Genomic DNA, 15,485 nt, shown 5'->3' on the forward strand with positions numbered 1-15,485 from the left:
TGTTCGCGTTTGCGGGCCGGCCCAGGTTCGCAAACCTTCTTCTCTGACCCAACCGGCGTATTGCCGACCGCCTATGCCTCAGGAAATAGAAAACTCCACGCCCGCTGCTGAGTTCAACGACAAACCCGGTGCCGCTGCCTCTGAGCCCGCCGCCCAGGCAGGCGCACCCGCCGCGCCCGAGCCCAGCGCCCCAGCCGCCCCCGACGAGCCAGCGCAGGCCGAAGCCGCACCCGCAGCCGATGCGCCCGACGCCGAACCCCCGCACGAAGCAGTGGAGGACAAGCTCGACATTATTTTTGAGGGGCTGCGCCAGAAGTCGACGGCCAAGCAGGCCATTTTCCGCAACACCCAGGCCGCTTTTGAGTGCCTGCGCACTGTTACGCAGGAGCTGGTGCTGGAGCTCACGCGGCGCATTGCCACCGTCGATTCGAGCGTGGTGATTGAGTACAAGCCCATCAACGAATTCGAGTTCCACATCCGGTTTTCGGGCGATTTGCTGGTGTTCGTGATGCACTCCAACATCATCACCTTCCCCGACGATTTTCCGCTGTTCGGCTCGCGCTACGTTACCGACGATTTCCGCCGGCGCTTTTTCGGGCACATTATGGCCTACAACTTCATGGCCGACTCGATAAAGTACCAGCGCATGAACGACCCCGGCTACTTGGTGGGCCGCTTGCTCGTCAACATCGAAAATCACTACTACATCGAGGGCGCCAAGCAACTCGAAATGCCCGAAAACGACATGGAGCACAACGTCATCAACGAAGACGCGATGCGCCTGTACGTGGAAAGCGCCATGATTGCCGCCGTCAACAACGACCTGATGGCCCCGTCAATTCAGGACATCCAAAAGATTTCCGTGAAGCAGAAGCTGGAAAACCAGCAAGTAAGCCGCGGCAGCAAGGTCGGCTTCAACTTCCGCAACGAGCAGCGCCACCACGGCTACGACGGCCTGATTTATTGAGCGTCCACTTCTAGGTCAATCAGTCTGTCATCCTGAGCCAAAGCGAAGGACCTTATCACGCGAGAACGAAAATCGTAACAACGACTCGTTCAGCGGCGATAAGGTCCTTCTCTTTGCGGACGCTAGATAAAGGATGACAGTTGGCGACAGATGCCAAGCGAGGCAAGAACTACCTAGGCGAGTAGCCCACCCGCTCACGCACTTTGTTAAGCACAGTAGTGCCGTAGGCTTGCGCCTTGCGGGCGCCTTCGGCCAGGCGCTGGTCGAGCTCGGGCAGGTTATTCATGTAGTAATTAAACAGCTCGCGCTCTTGGGCAAAGCGCGTGCGAATCACCTCGTACAGCGCTTGCTTGGCGTGGCCGTAGCCGTAGCCGCCGCGCAGGTAATTCTGGCGCATTTCTTCGGTTTGCTCGGGCGTGGCCAGCAGCGCGAACAGCTTGAAGGTGGTATCGTTATCGGGGTTTTTGGGCGCCTCCAGCGGGGTGCTGTCCGATACGATGCCGCGGATGTTTTTCAGCAAGGCTTTGTCGTCGAGGAAGATGTCGATGATGTTGCCGTACGACTTGCTCATCTTCTGCCCGTCGAGGCCCGGGATGGTCTGGATCTGCTCATCCACGCGGGCTTCAGGCAGCACAAAGGTTTCGCCGTAGCGGCTGTTGAAGGCCGCAGCAATGTCGCGCGTAATCTCGAGGTGCTGAATCTGGTCTTTGCCCACGGGCACAAACTCTGCGTCGTAGAGCAGGATGTCGGCGGCCATGAGCACGGGGTAGGTAAACAGGCCCGCATTCACATCAGCGAGGCGCCCCGATTTGTCCTTGAACGAGTGCGCGTTGGCCAGCATCGGGTACGGCGTCAGGCACGAGAGGTACCACGTCAGCTCCGTTACCTGCGGCACATCCGACTGGCGGTAAAACATGTTCTTCTCCGTGTCGAAACCGCAGGCCAGCCACGCGGCGGCCACGGCATAGGTGTTCTGGCGAAGCAAGTCGGCATCGCGCACGGTCGTGAGCGAGTGCATGTCAGCAATGAACAGCAGCGACTCGTTGCGGCTGTCTTTCGACAGCTCGATGGCGGGCAGAATGGCGCCGAGCAAGTTGCCTAGGTGCGGGCGGCCGGTGCTCTGAATGCCGGTAAGGATGCGGGACATATAAAATGGTTACGACCCTAGGGGCGCGAAGAAGTTGGGTTAGGAACGGATTGGTATGGTTGATTGGTGTTGAATGCTTGGATAACTGCACGCAGATTGCCTTCAGTTATGCGGCTTTGCTGAACCAACTCAACCAAATCTGGCCGAGCCGCAAGGTGCAGAGCCAGTACTTCTCGAAATCGACCGTTGCCCCATTGCGTGCCTACTGGCAGTACCGTGGCAACGTAGCTCGCAGGTGATTGTAGCAAGTAAATGTGGCGACGTGTAAAGGAAGTGCCCGGGTATTTCGGATCAAGCATAACTTCATCCTGTTCCTTGTACTCGTAGCGCATCAGCATAATGCGGCCGCTGTCGAGCACCGGGATAAAAGCCTTCGTAACGACGCCGCCTGTCATCAGTTTGGTACCGATTCTGAAGCTACCAGCTGTCTGATAGCCTTGTTTACCAATGCGGACATATTGTACTTCTTCCGGCGTAAGCTCACGTGTTTTGCCTTCGGGGCTACGAACCAACAGCAACTGCTTTTTCTCTTGCAATTTCAGCTGCGCTGGGTAGCTGATACGCGGATCCTTACCTAGAATATACATTCCTGGCTCGAACCGAGTGAATTGCGCCAAAAGCACCTGTGGCAATAGCAACAGAAGTAAGATGAAATAAGACCTCATTAATTCGGACGGATTCATGCGCCTACACGCTCACATTCGCCTCGGCTTCCTGCTGCAGCTCCACCGTTTCCTGCTTCCCTAGGTAACGGTCGATGAGGGCGTGGGCGAGGTAGAGCACGGGCGTGAGCAGAATGGCGGCTGCGAATTTATACCAGTAGTTGGTGTTGGCCACGCTCAGTACCTGCTCGAAGCTCCAGTTACCGAAAACGTAAAAAGCTACAAACAGCACCACAAACGAATCGACGAGCTGCGACACGAGCGTGGAGCCGGTGGCGCGCAGCCAGATGAGTCGGTTGCGTGTGATGCGGCGCAGCGTCTGGAACACCGTGGCGTCGAGAATCTGGCCGACCACGAAGGCTACAATGGACCCGATGATGATGTTGCCGCCCTGCCGGAAAATGCTCTGGTAAGCGAAGTCGATGTTGAAGGGCCGGCCTAGGTCGTCGGTTTTGTTGACATCGAGCCAGAAGGCCGCCGGGGGCAGTTTGGTGGTGGCGTAGATGATACCGAACGCGTACAAAATGAGCCCGGCCGTGAGCAGGCTCACGCGCAGCACGCCTTTGGGCCCGAAGTATTCGTTGAGGATATCGGTGGTAACGAACACCACCGGCCAAATGAGCACGCCGGCCGTGAGGTTGCCGGGCAGGCCCATCAGCTCGTCGACGGAGAAAATCTTGACCCCAATGATTTCGGCGAGCAGCGCATTCACCAGAAAAATGGCGCTCAGAACAAGGTATAGCTGCTGCTTTTTGTGCGCAAACGATGGGGTAGCGGTGCTGCTCATGGCGCAAAGTAAGGTGCCCGCCGGCAGTTACAAGTACTGAAGGGTAGCCACGCCGGACAAACAAGCAAAACCAAGTGCTGCCAGCAGCCGCTTTAGGGTGGCTGACCTAGGGCTTTGCAGCAACAAAGCGCAGGCGGCGGCGGGGCAAGTGGGCGGTTAGCAAAAATGTGGCCTTGCGCTCAACCTGCGGCCATTTATACTGCCACGGTTAGGCCTTCGAGGGCCAGCTGGGTGTTGTCGAACTCGCGTTTGGCCTCGGTGAGAAGGGGCTGCAAATCGCGGTAGCGCGACGAGAAATGCCCGATCAGCAGCTGTTTTACCTCGGCCAGGTGAGCCAGTTGGCCGGCTTGGCGGGCCGTGGAGTGGCCGGTTTGCTGCGCCCGCTCGAGCATTTCGTGCAGAAAAGTAGCCTCGTGATATAGCAAATCGGCGCCGCGCACCAACTCGGCCAAGTTTTCCTGAAATACGGTGTCGGCGCAGTAGGCGTAGGTGCGGGGCGGGGGCGGGGCCACGGTTGCGTCGGCATGGCGCACGAGCACGTGGCCGGCTTCGTCGTGCACATCCTGGCCACGCGTGAGGGCTTGCAGCTGATCGGGCGAGAGGCCGGCCGGCAGGTTTTCCCTGATGAGGCGGCGGCGGCGGGGCTGCTCCCGAAACAGGTAGCCGCAGCACGGAATGCGGTGGCGCATGGGCAGCGTGTACACCTGCACCGCGGCGTCCTCACAAATAAGCTGGTGGCGCTCGGTATCCACGGGCGTAAACTCCACGTCGAAGCCCAAGGGCGTGCCCGAGCAGCGCAGTTGGGTGGTAATAATCTCGTCGAGCCCGGCGGGGCCGTAGAGGTGCAGCGGCTCGTGGCGGCCTTGCAAATGCAGCGTGCCCAGCAGCCCGAACAGCCCGAAGAAATGGTCGCCGTGCAGGTGCGAGATAAAGATGCGGTTGATGCGCCCGAAACGAATGCGCTGCTCGATGAGGCGCTCCTGGGTGGACTCGCCGCAGTCGATCAGGTAAAGCTCGCGGCCTACCGTGAGCACTTGGGCCGTGTGGTGGCGGCCCAACATGGGCGTGGCCGAAGCGCTACCGAGAATCGTTAACTCGAACTCCAAAATAGTTGCCAGTTGTCAGTTGGGAGTTGCCAGACGCGGCATTAGTGCATGGACGGCCGCAAAACGAAGAAGGTTGTCAGCTGTCAGCTTCGAGCACTGACAACCGACAACCTTCAAGACTGACAACCAAACGAAAACTATTCTTTGTTGGTGAGGTCGCGCTCGATGGCGTGCAGGAAAATGCGGTCGATGCCTTCTTCCACGGTGGGCAGAATGTGCAGTACCGATTCCAGCTTGGAGATGGTGATGAGCTTCATCACGTGATCTTGCAGGCCGGTGAGTACCAGCAGGCCGCCCGTGGAGTTGCAAAGGCGGTTGGCAATCAGGATGGAGCTGAGTCCCGACGAATCGGTGTACTTCACATTTTGAAGGTCGAGGATCAGGTTGTTGATGCCTTCGGCGTTGAGCTTCACGAACTCCGATTTCAGGTCGGGCGCGACGGTGGTGTCGAGCTTTTTCTCGTCAATCGTGATAATCGTGTAGTTCTCTTTTTTATCAATGGAGTACTTCATACGGGACGTCTTCGGTAGTACGTGGGAGTTGCGAAGGTAGTAAAAAAATGAATGTCTGAATCTAAGAGAAATCAGCCATTAATTCATGCGCAGAAGAATTAACGCCCCAGAAAAGCAAACGTGAGCGAGGCCCAGGTGCTTTGCCAATCGGCTTCGGCGGGGGTGGGGTAAGGCTCCATGCGCACGGTGCTCAGCAGCACGTCGGCGGGTTGGAGTAGGCGTAACAGCGTGCGGCCATTATTGTTGGTGCGCAGGGTAAAATGTTGGGTGGCGCCGCCGGCGTGGGGCCGCAGCCAAGCTTGCAGCGTTTGGCCGGCCACGGGGCGGCCGGCAGCCAGCACCACTACCGTGAGGGCGCTGCCGGGGCGCAGCGTGTACGGGTTTTGTTCCAAAAGGATTTCGAGCGGGTGCCCTAAGTGCCGCCGCCAGGTGGTGTCGGTGGGGGCAGCGGCCCCGGCCAGGATAAGTGTTTTGGCGCAACGGCGGTACAGCTCGCGGGCTGGCGCGGCGGTTTGGTGGCGGCGCTGCCGCAGGGCCAGCACGTCGGCAAGGCCTGCTTCGCGCAGGTAGTCGGTAAACTGCGGGCCCGTCATGCCGATGGCGGCGTTGTTGGTGCGCAAGGCCAGCAGGTGCGTGCCGGGTTGCTCGAGCAACACGCTGGTTTGCAGGGTATCGGCAAGGCGGGCTTGGACGGTGAGGTTGCGCAACGTGCCGCCCGGCTGCAGGTGCACCAACTCCTCGAGGCGCTGGCTGTTGCCAGCCCACCGCCTTCCCTGGAACTGCTGGCCCACCCAGCGCCCTAGGTGCACGCGGCTGCCCGGCGCCACGGCAAAGCGCACGGGCTGTAGCCAAAACTCTTGCGCCGCAGCGCTGAGAGTTATCAGCAAGGCCGAAACCAGCAGAACACGGTGGGCGAGCATCAAGCAAAGATCGGCGAAACTCCAATAGATTGGAGGAGCAGGTACTGCTGCCCTCGCAGCGCGTTTCGAAACTGCGGCAGCCCGCGCTGCGGCCTCAGCAAACCCAAAATCGGTAGGCCTTGCAGCGTCTTGCCGCTGCGGCTTACAATGGCGGCTGCTGACCGCGCAACGCCCAAGCTTACTTGACGGACCTGACGAGTAACTTGATGGTGAGCACGCTCGACAGCCACTTAACTATTGGTGTAAAGAGCAAAAGGCCGCTGCCAGCAGTGGCAGCAGCCTTTTTAGTGGCTAGGCACCTAGGGCTATTCGCGCTCCATGGCCAGGGCGTAAGCGCGGTCGTAGTACTGGCGCAGCTGGTGCCAGTCGAACTGCTCGGAAGAGCTTTCTACTTGGTTGCGCTGCGTAATCCGTTCGCGACGGTTCTGGATAACGAAGCGCCAGAGCATGTCGCAGAGCTCGTCGGCGGCCTCGTCGAAGCTGCGTTCTTTGCGGCGCACCACAAAAATGCCCTTCTGCTCGTGCTCGGGTACGTGTTGCTGCACGTAGTCGCCGAAGCCCGAGAGGTCGGAGGTAATGGCCGGCACGCCGCGGGCCACGCACTCGAGCGGGGTGTAGCCCCACGGCTCGTAGTAGCTCGGGAAAACCCCTAGGTGGCAGCCGCGCACAAACTGCCCGTACTCCATGCCAAACAGCGGCGAGGTGGGCGACACAAAATCGGGGTGGTACACCACCTTCACGCGGTCGTGGCGGTTGTTGACGAGGTTGGCCCGGCGCAGGAAGTCCAGTATTTCGTCGTTGTGGTCGTCGACGAGGTTGTGGGTAATAACCGGCGGCAGGCGCGAGGTTTTCCAGCTTTGCAAGGTGCGGCGGTAGCGCAGTTTCCAGTAGTCGTCGACGAGGTCGGAGAGGTTGGGCAGTTGGTACTCGGTGCTGCTGGCGGCTTGGTAAAACAGCCGCTCGCCCACTTGCTGCTCAATGGCACGGCAGGTGTCCTGCACCTCGTCGAGCATGGCGCGACTTTGCAGCACATCGGCGTTGATGCTGTGGTAGGGCCGTTTGGTGATGATGAACAACACCACCTGGCCCTCGAGCCCGCTTTGCTGAATGCGGTAGTTGAGCCGCGCCAGGGCCTCCAGCGTCAGGTCGAAGCCTTTGTTGTGGTACTCGTAGCGGCCCGAGGTAAACAGGTACAGCGTTTTGTCGAGGTCGAAGGAGTACGACTGAAAGAAGTGCGCCATCACGAACTCTTGGATGCGCTGTTTGTACTGCTGGTGCAGGTTTTGGAATTCGTGCAGGGCCACAAACCGCTCAATGTTCAGGCCGTTGGGCAGCACGGCATCGGGGATGCGGTCGAGCAGGTAAATGCACTCGCGCACCGTTAACTCCGATACCGTGGTGAACACGTGCGCCCCGTGGGCAGCGGCGCGCTCCATGCGCACGGCCGTTTCGATGTTGAAGTGGCGCGCTTCCCGCTCCCAATCCACGTACAGCAGGTGGTCGTAGAAGTTGGGGTCGTTCATGGCCAGGTAGCGGCCGAGCAGCGTGGCGTGGGTGGTAAACACCAGGTGCGCCTTGGTTTGCTCGCGGCGCAGGGCCGGTATGGCCGAGCCCACCATCCACTCGTGAAAGTGGGCCAGTAGCTGCAGGTTGGCTTCGGCTAGTTCGGCCTCGAGGGCTTGCACAAACAGCTTAGCCAAGTGCCCAAAGGCCGTTACCTGGTGCAGCAAATCGTCGTTGTCCTGCGACGGAATACCGTGCTGCTCCCACAGGTCGCTTTTCAGCTGATTTAGTTGCGGGTACGCCTGGTAGGGCGAAAGCAGCACCACGCGCGGCTTGCCCGTTACGAGCCAGTGACCGTAGCACACATCGAGGCCTTGCTGGCGCAGTTTCTTCACGGCGCGGGCAACGGGGTCGGCGTAGGCGGCGGCCATTTGCGTATCGGAAAGCGGCTCGAACTCGGCCTGCGCCGTTTGCGGAAAGTACGGGCCCACCAGGCAATACCGGTCGCCCCAGCCCTCCACGGTGGCCGGCACCTTCGAGCGGATAACCGTGTAAATACCACCCACTTGGTTGCACACTTCCCAGGCTACTTCCACGAGCAGGGCACCGGGTACTACGGCTTCGGGGGCGGGCATAGGAAACTGCATAAAGTGGCTGGATTTGGGGAGTCGGCGGAAATATAGTTGCGGTTGGCCCTGCAACAACCGCTGATTACGCACACAACGCCAGAAAGGAACCCCGCGCTTTTTAGGTAGCTGATTATCAGCAGCACATGTTGGGGCACAAACGCATGCATGCCAGTGCGGTACGTGGCAACAGCAGCGGGTCCGCTTAACCTCTGTTAGGCCGACCCGCTGGGGTAAGTTTCAGTAGGTGCCTAAGTGCCGTAGCAACACCGCGCACCCTAGGTAGCCGATTGCGACAAAACCAAGGCGGAGTAGGCCGGCAGGCCAAACTCGGCGAACTGCGAACAGCCGTCGTAGTCGCCTTCCTGCGTATCGGCACCTAGGGCCGGGAAGTTGTCGAAGTCGGCATCGTAGCCTTGCCAGTCGCTGTTGAAGCGTACCTGCCAGTGGCCGGCAGCGGGCAGCCCCAGGCGGTACGCCTCGTGGGTGGTGTTGCTGAAGTTGAGCAGTACCACCACGGTATCGTTGGGGCCGCCCTCGTGCGCCCAGCGTTGGTAGGCCAGTACTTTTTGCTCGGAGTTGAGGTGCAGCAACTGGGTGTGTTGCCCCAACAGGCCCGCCGAGTAGCCGTGCAGGTTGCGGCGCAGGGCAATCAGGTCGCGGTAGAGGTGCACGAGGCCGCGGTGCTCCTGGGCGCGGCGCCAGTCGAGGGGGTGCTCGTCGGAGAAAAAGCCGTCTTGCAAAAACTCTTGGCCCTGAAAAATCATCGGGATGCCCGGCGCGGTAAACACCAGCACGGCACCTAGGGCGGCGCGCTTTTTCGGAAACCAGTGCGCGGCCTCGCCGGGCATAATTTCCTCGGGCACGCGCGATTTGCCGTTGGCCACCTCGTCGTGCGACTCGGTGTAGATGACGCGCTGAAAAGCATCGTTGTTGTAGCGCTGCAGCAGGCTTTCGGCCACGGCCCCTAGGTCGCGGTCAGCGTCGTGCTGGGTAATGAGGGCATCGCGCACGCGGTTCACGAAGGCGGCGTCCCACTGCGCGGCAAAGCCCTGGCCGTCGTCTTCCGGCGCGCGGGTGATGTATTCGTTGCCCAGCAGGTCTTCCGCAATGGTGATTTTCCACGGCATCCGCTCCCGAATTTCTTCGTTGATCCAGCGCATCAAGCTCCAGCCATCGGGCAAGTCGCGGGCGGGGTCGGTGGAGCCATCTACGTTGCGCACGTGGGCAATGGCATCGGCCCGCAAGCCATCCACGCGGTATTCTTCGAGCCAGAACAGGGCGTTGTCGCGGATGTACTGGCGCACCTCGGGGCGGCCGTAATCGGGGCGGTTGTGGCCCCACGGGGTTTCGCCGCGCCAATCGTTGTAGAAGTAAATACCGCCGCCTTCGTTTTCGTGCCAGCCATCGAACTGCCACAAATCCAGGTCGCCGGGGCCGAAGTGGTTGTACACCACATCGAGCACCACGGCAATGCCGTGCTGGTGAGCGGCTTTTACCAGTTGCTTAAAGGCCAGCGGCCCGCCGTAGTCGGTTTCGAGCGCGAAGGGGTGGGAGGGGTTGTAGCCCCACGAGCGGCTGCCCGGAAACTCGGTGGCCGGCATTACCTCGATGCAGTTGATGCCTAGCTTTTGCAAGTAGGGCAGGCGCTCAATTACATCCAAAAAAGTACCCGGCCGCTCGGCATCGGGCGCGTTGAAGGTGCCCACGTGCAGCTCGTAAATCACCAGCTCGTTCCAGGCGGGCATTTCAAAGTGGTCGTCGGCCCAGTCGAAGGTAGGGTCGTGCACCACGGAGTTGCCGCTCGAGTGCGTTACCTCGCGGGCGTAGGGGTCGTTGCGGGTTAGCTCGTGGCCCTCGGCAGTGCGTAGCCAAAAGCGGTATTCGGCGCCGGCTTGCACCTCGGCCACATTGGCCGCCCAGTAGCCGTCGGGCTCGGGCAGCAATGGGTGCTGTTTGGGGTTCCAGTCGTTAAAGTCGCCCACCACCGACACGGCAGTGGCGTTGGGGGCCCACACGCGAAAGGCAGTGCCCTTGGCGTGTAGGATGGCGCCCATCCCGGTAGGGAGGGCAGCCACGGGTGCGGCAGCGGCAGGCGCAGCACCTAGGGTTGTAGCAGGCATGGTGTGGTACGGAATAAGCTCGTCGGTACCTGCTGCTACTTGTTTTTGACGGGTTTGGTTGTGCTGGCCCGGTGCAGCAGGCAGCCGGCGCAACCCAGTCGGCTTGCCGGCACGGGCAGGCAAGCGGGCATCGTTACTTTTGCCCTCCGCAAACTCTGGGCTTGGGCTCGGCGTTTGCCTATTACGCTCACCAACTGTATTTGCCCGTGCCCCGCCCCATGCTTGAATTTGGCCTCTACGGCTGGACCCCCGCCTACGGCTACACCTACGTGCACCCGGCCAACCGCCGCACTTTCGAGTGGGTGGAGCCCGTGAACAAGGTGTTCGAGAAAATCAGGGAAGACGACGAATGGATTACGCTGCGCTACGACGAGCAGCAATACTTGGTGCGCCCCGAGCTATTCAGGCCCATTCGGCGGCCGCCGTTTGGCTTTGGCGACGCGGTAGAGGCTGTGGCAATGGAGCCCGGCCAGCCGCGCCTGCGCGGGGTGGTGTCGGATATTTTCTGGGACGAAAGCCGCGACCAGGCCCGCTACCAGATTGTGGTGCGCAAAAAGAAGGTGCCGCAGGTATTCGAGGCCGACGAGCTGCGGGCGTCGTAGCCGGGCGCAACCTGCAAGTTACCAGCGGGTATAGCCCGTTTATGTGATTGCGCTGCGGCGGGCAATCGGGGTTCTTTACGGGTGTTGCACACGCCCACTCTTCAGCCCCCAATACCGCCATGAATAACCGTACCCTAGGCACCATTGCCCTCGTGTTTTCGCCTTGCTTGCAGCTAATGGGCATGCTTGGTGCCAGCAAAGCGCCCTGGGTTGAATCGGTTTCGGCGGGTTTTGGGCTGCTGTTTTTAGTAGGCTGGGCGTGCAGCGCCACCGCGCTGCGCCACAACCGCGTCACGGCGGGCAATGGCCGCGGCGCCCAAGTACTGTATGCCGCGCAGCTTACGCTGTTTGCCTTAGCCAGCATGCAGCAGGTATTTGACATGACGGTGGGCCGGCAGCAGCACCTCGTGTATTTCGTGGCTGATATGGCTTGGCCCGGCAGCATGGCGCTGATGCTGATTGCAGGCATTGCCGTGCTGCGCGCCCGCGTATGGGCGGGCTGGCGCCGCTTTGTGCCGCTGGCCTGTGCCTTGTTCTTGCCAGTATTTTTTGCGCTGATTCCGCTAGTCGGACGCGACTTGGCCTCTAGCCTAGCCGGATGGTACACGGTAGGGGCATGGGCACTGCTTGCTTACGCGGTACGCAGCACGCCCGAGTCCAAACTGGTGCCCGCGTTGGTAGCGGCTAACTAGCGCTACACACCTAGGGCAATGGCCAGCACAATGGCCACTACGGCCAGCAGCAACAGCAGCAGGTAGAGCGGCAAGGCAAACCGCCACCACTGATCGAAGCGCACGCCGCACGCCGCTACAATGGCCATGAGCGCACCGTTGGTAGGCGTTATCAGCTCGCACAAACCCGCGCCGTATTGGTAGGCCAGCACCGTAACCTGCCGCGATAGGCCCAGCAAATCCGACAGCGGCGTGAGGATGGGCATGGTAAGCACTGCCTGCCCGCTTACGCTTGGCACGGGCAGGTGCAAGGCCGTGTGCACGCCCAGCATACCTAGGGCCGAGAGCGTAACCGGCAAATGAGCCAGCGGCGCCGACATGCCATTCACGATGGTATCGACGATCTGGCCTTGCTCGAGCACCACAAAAATGGCCCGCGCAAACCCAATCAGCATGCCCGAAAAGGCAATGTCTTTGAAACCGGCAATGAAGCCCTCGGCGGTACCCGTGAGGCCCAAGCCGCCCACCAGGCCAGCCGCTACGCCCAGCACAAAAAACAGCGCCGACATCTGCCCGAAGTCCCAGCCCAGCTCCAGCACGCCGTAAGCAAAGTACACGAAGGTGGCCAGCAGCAACAGCAGCACCAAGCCGTGGCGGTGGCCGCCTTCCTGCGCGGCGGCTTCGGCCTCCAGCTCCGCGGTACCGGCAGCACCTAGGGGCGCGGCTTCGCGGTGGCGCAGGGCGTAGCGCATGGTGCCGCCAATCCAGATCAGCAGCGCCACGGCCAAAAACGCCATCCGAAAACCCATGCCCGAGAGCAGCGGCAAGCCCGCCAGCTTTTGCGCAATGCCCACCTGAAAAGGGTTGAGCGGGCTGAACGCGGCCCCCACGGCGGCGGCACCAATGCTAACAGCGGCGGCCATAAGCACGGGGTAGCGCAGGCGCCGCATCAGCACCAACAGCACCGGCACCAGGGGCACAATTTCTTCCTGCATGTTTTCGAGCGCGCCCATGGTGGCAAACAGCAGCGCCACCACGGGTATTACCAAGGCCTCGCGCCCGCGCAGCTTCTGCACCAGCCAATCCACACCGCGCCGCAGCGCCCCGGTTTGATCGACCACCGTAAAGGCGCCGCCGGCCAAAAACACCAGAAAAATAACGTCGGCTGCCTCCTGCAAACCTCTCGGAATGGCCGTTACGGCATCGAGTGGCGAAACCGGCGTGGCGGGTACTAAGCGGTAGGAACCCGGCAATACTACCTCGCGCTTGGTTGCGGCATCTTGGCGCCGCTCGAAACGGCCTGCGGGCAGCACGTAACTCAGGGCCGCGGCCAACAGGATAAAGCCAAACATCAGCACCAACGGGTGCGGAAAACGAAACTTGGGCATGAGGTGCAGAAGCGGGTGTGAGCTGCAAAGGAACAAAGTGCCCGCCGAACCACGTGGCGCGGCAGCGCCAATTAGCCCCTAGGTGCTTGGCCGCGCGTTGCCCCCGGGCAGCCTTGGGCGGCCCGCAAAGTGCTACTTGCTGCCGCTAGTTAGGTGGGGCATCGGCTTGCCTAGGTGCGTTGCGGAAAAACAACCCGTAGAAGCCCAGCAGCGTGCCGCGCTCCACCAGCACAAACAGCAGCGTGCACAGCAAGGTGGTGCACAAAATCACCGAGAAGGTGATGGTTTGGATAACGTCGCCGGTAGGAATGCCGCGCTGCGCGGGCAACGTTGCCAACACGGCCGCACCCAGGCCTTTCGGAATCATGATGCTCATCACCGACAAGTCGAGCAGGGGTGTGCGGGGCGGCGCCGAAGCCCGCACCACCGGCACGCGCGCCATCAGCAATAGCACCGTGAGAATGGCGCCCGTGACTACCAGCCAGGCGTTGTCCATTTCGATGCTCAGGCCCACGTAGATGAAGAAAAACGTGCGGAGCAAAAACACGATTTCCGAGAAGAACGACTTCTCGTCGGCACGCAGCGTGACGGGGTTGGCCGGAATGTAGCGCGCCAGCCGCAGCGGGCGCAGCAGCGCCAAATTGCCCAGCGTAATGCCAAACGTAAGCACCGCAATGGGTCCGCTGAACTCCATCATCTCCACCAGCCCGTACACGATAAACACGAAGGCGGGCGTGGAGAAACGCGTTTTCTGCAAGCTGGGCAGCCGCTCCTGAATCCAGGACCACCCTAGGGCACCGCCCACGCCGATGAGCACGGCCAGCACCAGCGAGGCCACCATTTGCCCGAACATCGAACCCACGTTGAAGCGGGCATCGTCGTAGGCCGTCATCAGCGACAGGGGCACGCCTAAGGTAAACAAGTCGCTGAACGCCGACTCGATAACCAGCGTGGCCGAGGTGCCCTCTTGCACCTGCACTTTGCGAATGAGCGAGGTAACCACCGCCGACGAGGTGCCGCCCAAAATGGAGCCCAGCATGAGCGCCGAAAGCAAATCGAGCCCGGCAAGCCACTGACCCACGGCCGCCCCCAGCAGCGTAGACACAATAAAGTTGAGCACCGTAAGCCCCACCGAGCCGCGCAACGAAGCCTGCAGCTGCTGCAAGTGCACATCGAGCCCGCTCTCGAACAGGATGAACACCAGCACGATGTTGGTGAACAGGCGCCCGCCCTGGCCAAAATCCTGGGCGTGCGCAACGCCCAGCACCGGGCCCAGCAGCAAGCCCACCAGCAGCAGGCCAATCACCTCGGGCAGCTTGGTACGCTCGAATACCTCGGACAAGTAGTGGCCGAAGAAGATAAGGCAACCCAGAACGATAATGAGCAGCGGGGTAGACATGCAAAGGGCTTATACGGCCGCCGCGGCAACTTATCCGAAGCCGCTTTTCATGGAACCCCGTGCCAGCTAATCGTTGTATCTTCGATTTTGGTCGGCCGCGCTGTTGCTGCTGTGTTGTTATGAAGTTTGCCGCTTTCGCCCAATTGCCCCTAGGTCAGCAGACCGAGCACCTGCTGCGCGCCGGCCACCACCTGGCCGACCGCGCCGAGCACGGGTGCCGCTTGCAGCTGTATGCCCTTGAGGATTTTTATGCCGAGGTGTGGCGCCTGGTAGGCGAGGAGCGCGTGCTGTTCATCAACCTGTTTCAGAAGCCGGCGCTGCTGCAGGCCTGGCTCGATAGCGTGCGGCTGCCCGAGGAGCTGTAGGCTGAGGCAAAGGGGCATCGGCGGGCGTGCGGCCCTAGGCCTGCTTATCTGAAGAAACAAAGGCGTATCATTGCTGAAAGGGCACAACCACCCTTTTAGCAATTCATGAGCGAGCAGGATTACTACCTCATAAGCGTGCCGGGCAAAGGCGATTTCGGCCTGCACCACGGCAAACAATTGCTGACTGCCTTCACCTACGACGATTGGTTTTCCAGTCGTGGCCGGGCTACCCTTGCGGATGGGCAAACGCTGGAAATACGCCCGCGCAACATGTGGTGGTCGCATTTTGATGTGGTGCGCAACGACGTTGTGGTGGGCGACATTACCTTCAACTGGAAAGGCCAGGTAATTGTAACCCTGCAAACGGCATCGGGAGAGCAGCAAGGGTTTAAGCTGAAAAGCCAGGGAATTCGGGGTACCCGATTTGTGCTCGAAAACGAAGCCCAAGAGCAGGTGCTGACGTTGGACCTCGCGTTCAAGTGGAACAAGCTGAACTACGAATACCACGTGCAGCTCGCGCCTGGTTTCCCTTTCAGCGAGACCACCGAACTGCTCTTATTTGCCTGCGGCTACGCTACCAATTTATACATGACTATGCTGCTCACGGCGGTGCTGTAAGCAGTGGTTCTGCTGGTCGGCAGCGCGCATGGGCTGGCTTCGCTCAGCAGAGGTTGTGGATAGGGTGTGTGATGCCCGGCGTGTTTGCA

General features: G+C 60.8%; 15 protein-coding genes. 5 read left to right on the forward strand and 10 right to left on the reverse strand.

Features of this window, described 5'->3' with window-relative positions; translation table 11 throughout:
* Positions 1–73 precede the first annotated feature (73 nt).
* Positions 74–967, forward strand: a complete 894-nt coding sequence (locus D3Y59_RS01305) for a hypothetical protein (protein ID WP_240410462.1) — start codon at positions 74–76, stop codon at positions 965–967.
* A 169-nt stretch (positions 968–1,136) separates the two neighbouring features.
* Here the strand turns inward: D3Y59_RS01305 and trpS are convergent, their stop codons facing one another.
* The 8 genes from trpS to D3Y59_RS01345 all read right to left on the reverse strand — a co-directional run bounded on the left by trpS (position 1,137) and on the right by D3Y59_RS01345 (position 10,353).
* Positions 1,137–2,114, reverse strand: a complete 978-nt coding sequence (trpS, locus tag D3Y59_RS01310; protein ID WP_119443391.1) for a tryptophan--tRNA ligase — start codon at positions 2,112–2,114, stop codon at positions 1,137–1,139.
* A gap of 17 nt (positions 2,115–2,131) precedes the next feature.
* Entirely contained in the window at positions 2,132–2,797 is a 666-nt protein-coding gene (locus D3Y59_RS18135) for a hypothetical protein (protein WP_162910464.1), read from the reverse strand.
* 4 nt (positions 2,798–2,801) lie between these two features.
* Complete coding sequence (locus D3Y59_RS01320; protein ID WP_119443393.1) at positions 2,802–3,563, reverse strand: queuosine precursor transporter; 762 nt, start codon at positions 3,561–3,563, stop codon at positions 2,802–2,804.
* A gap of 194 nt (positions 3,564–3,757) precedes the next feature.
* The gene (locus D3Y59_RS01325) at positions 3,758–4,669 is read right to left on the reverse strand and encodes a ribonuclease Z (RefSeq protein WP_119443394.1); all 912 of its coding nucleotides are present in this window, start codon (positions 4,667–4,669) and stop codon (positions 3,758–3,760) included.
* Between the two features lie 137 nt (positions 4,670–4,806).
* The gene (locus D3Y59_RS01330) at positions 4,807–5,181 is read right to left on the reverse strand and encodes an STAS domain-containing protein (protein ID WP_059069601.1); all 375 of its coding nucleotides are present in this window, start codon (positions 5,179–5,181) and stop codon (positions 4,807–4,809) included.
* A 98-nt stretch (positions 5,182–5,279) separates the two neighbouring features.
* Entirely contained in the window at positions 5,280–6,101 is an 822-nt protein-coding gene (locus D3Y59_RS01335) for a DUF4198 domain-containing protein (protein ID WP_119443395.1), read from the reverse strand.
* Positions 6,102–6,406: 305 nt separating this feature from the next.
* Complete coding sequence (locus D3Y59_RS01340; RefSeq protein WP_240410464.1) at positions 6,407–8,251, reverse strand: glycosyltransferase; 1,845 nt, start codon at positions 8,249–8,251, stop codon at positions 6,407–6,409.
* A 257-nt stretch (positions 8,252–8,508) separates the two neighbouring features.
* On the reverse strand, positions 8,509–10,353 hold the full coding sequence (locus tag D3Y59_RS01345) for an alpha-amylase family glycosyl hydrolase (protein ID WP_240410466.1): 1,845 nt from the start codon (positions 10,351–10,353) through the stop codon (positions 8,509–8,511).
* 206 nt (positions 10,354–10,559) lie between these two features.
* Between D3Y59_RS01345 and D3Y59_RS01350 the strand changes: the two genes are divergently transcribed.
* Together D3Y59_RS01350 and D3Y59_RS01355 are read left to right on the forward strand one after the other, a co-directional pair.
* Positions 10,560–10,955 carry a DUF6960 family protein gene (locus D3Y59_RS01350; protein ID WP_394340468.1) on the forward strand — a complete coding sequence of 132 codons (396 nt, stop codon included), beginning with the start codon at positions 10,560–10,562 and terminating at the stop codon, positions 10,953–10,955.
* Positions 10,956–11,074: 119 nt separating this feature from the next.
* Positions 11,075–11,647: a hypothetical protein gene (locus D3Y59_RS01355; protein ID WP_119443397.1), complete on the forward strand. Its 573-nt coding sequence runs from the start codon at positions 11,075–11,077 to the stop codon at positions 11,645–11,647.
* Between the two features lie 2 nt (positions 11,648–11,649).
* Here D3Y59_RS01355 and D3Y59_RS01360 read toward each other — a convergent pair whose 3' ends face one another.
* Both D3Y59_RS01360 and D3Y59_RS01365 read right to left on the reverse strand, forming a co-directional pair.
* A complete protein-coding gene (locus D3Y59_RS01360) occupies positions 11,650–13,014 on the reverse strand; it encodes a YfcC family protein (RefSeq protein ID WP_119443398.1) in 1,365 nt (454 codons plus the stop codon).
* A 145-nt stretch (positions 13,015–13,159) separates the two neighbouring features.
* Positions 13,160–14,413, reverse strand: a complete 1,254-nt coding sequence (locus tag D3Y59_RS01365; RefSeq protein WP_119443399.1) for a cation:proton antiporter domain-containing protein — start codon at positions 14,411–14,413, stop codon at positions 13,160–13,162.
* A gap of 119 nt (positions 14,414–14,532) precedes the next feature.
* Between D3Y59_RS01365 and D3Y59_RS01370 the strand changes: the two genes are divergently transcribed.
* Both D3Y59_RS01370 and D3Y59_RS01375 read left to right on the forward strand, forming a co-directional pair.
* Positions 14,533–14,778, forward strand: coding sequence for a hypothetical protein (locus tag D3Y59_RS01370; RefSeq protein WP_119443400.1), 246 nt, complete (start codon positions 14,533–14,535; stop codon positions 14,776–14,778).
* A gap of 105 nt (positions 14,779–14,883) precedes the next feature.
* A complete protein-coding gene (locus D3Y59_RS01375) occupies positions 14,884–15,396 on the forward strand; it encodes a hypothetical protein (protein WP_119443401.1) in 513 nt (170 codons plus the stop codon).
* The last annotated feature ends 89 nt before the right edge of the window (positions 15,397–15,485 follow it).

The sequence above is a fragment of the Hymenobacter oligotrophus genome (assembly GCF_003574965.1).
Taxonomy (GTDB): domain Bacteria; phylum Bacteroidota; class Bacteroidia; order Cytophagales; family Hymenobacteraceae; genus Solirubrum; species Solirubrum oligotrophum.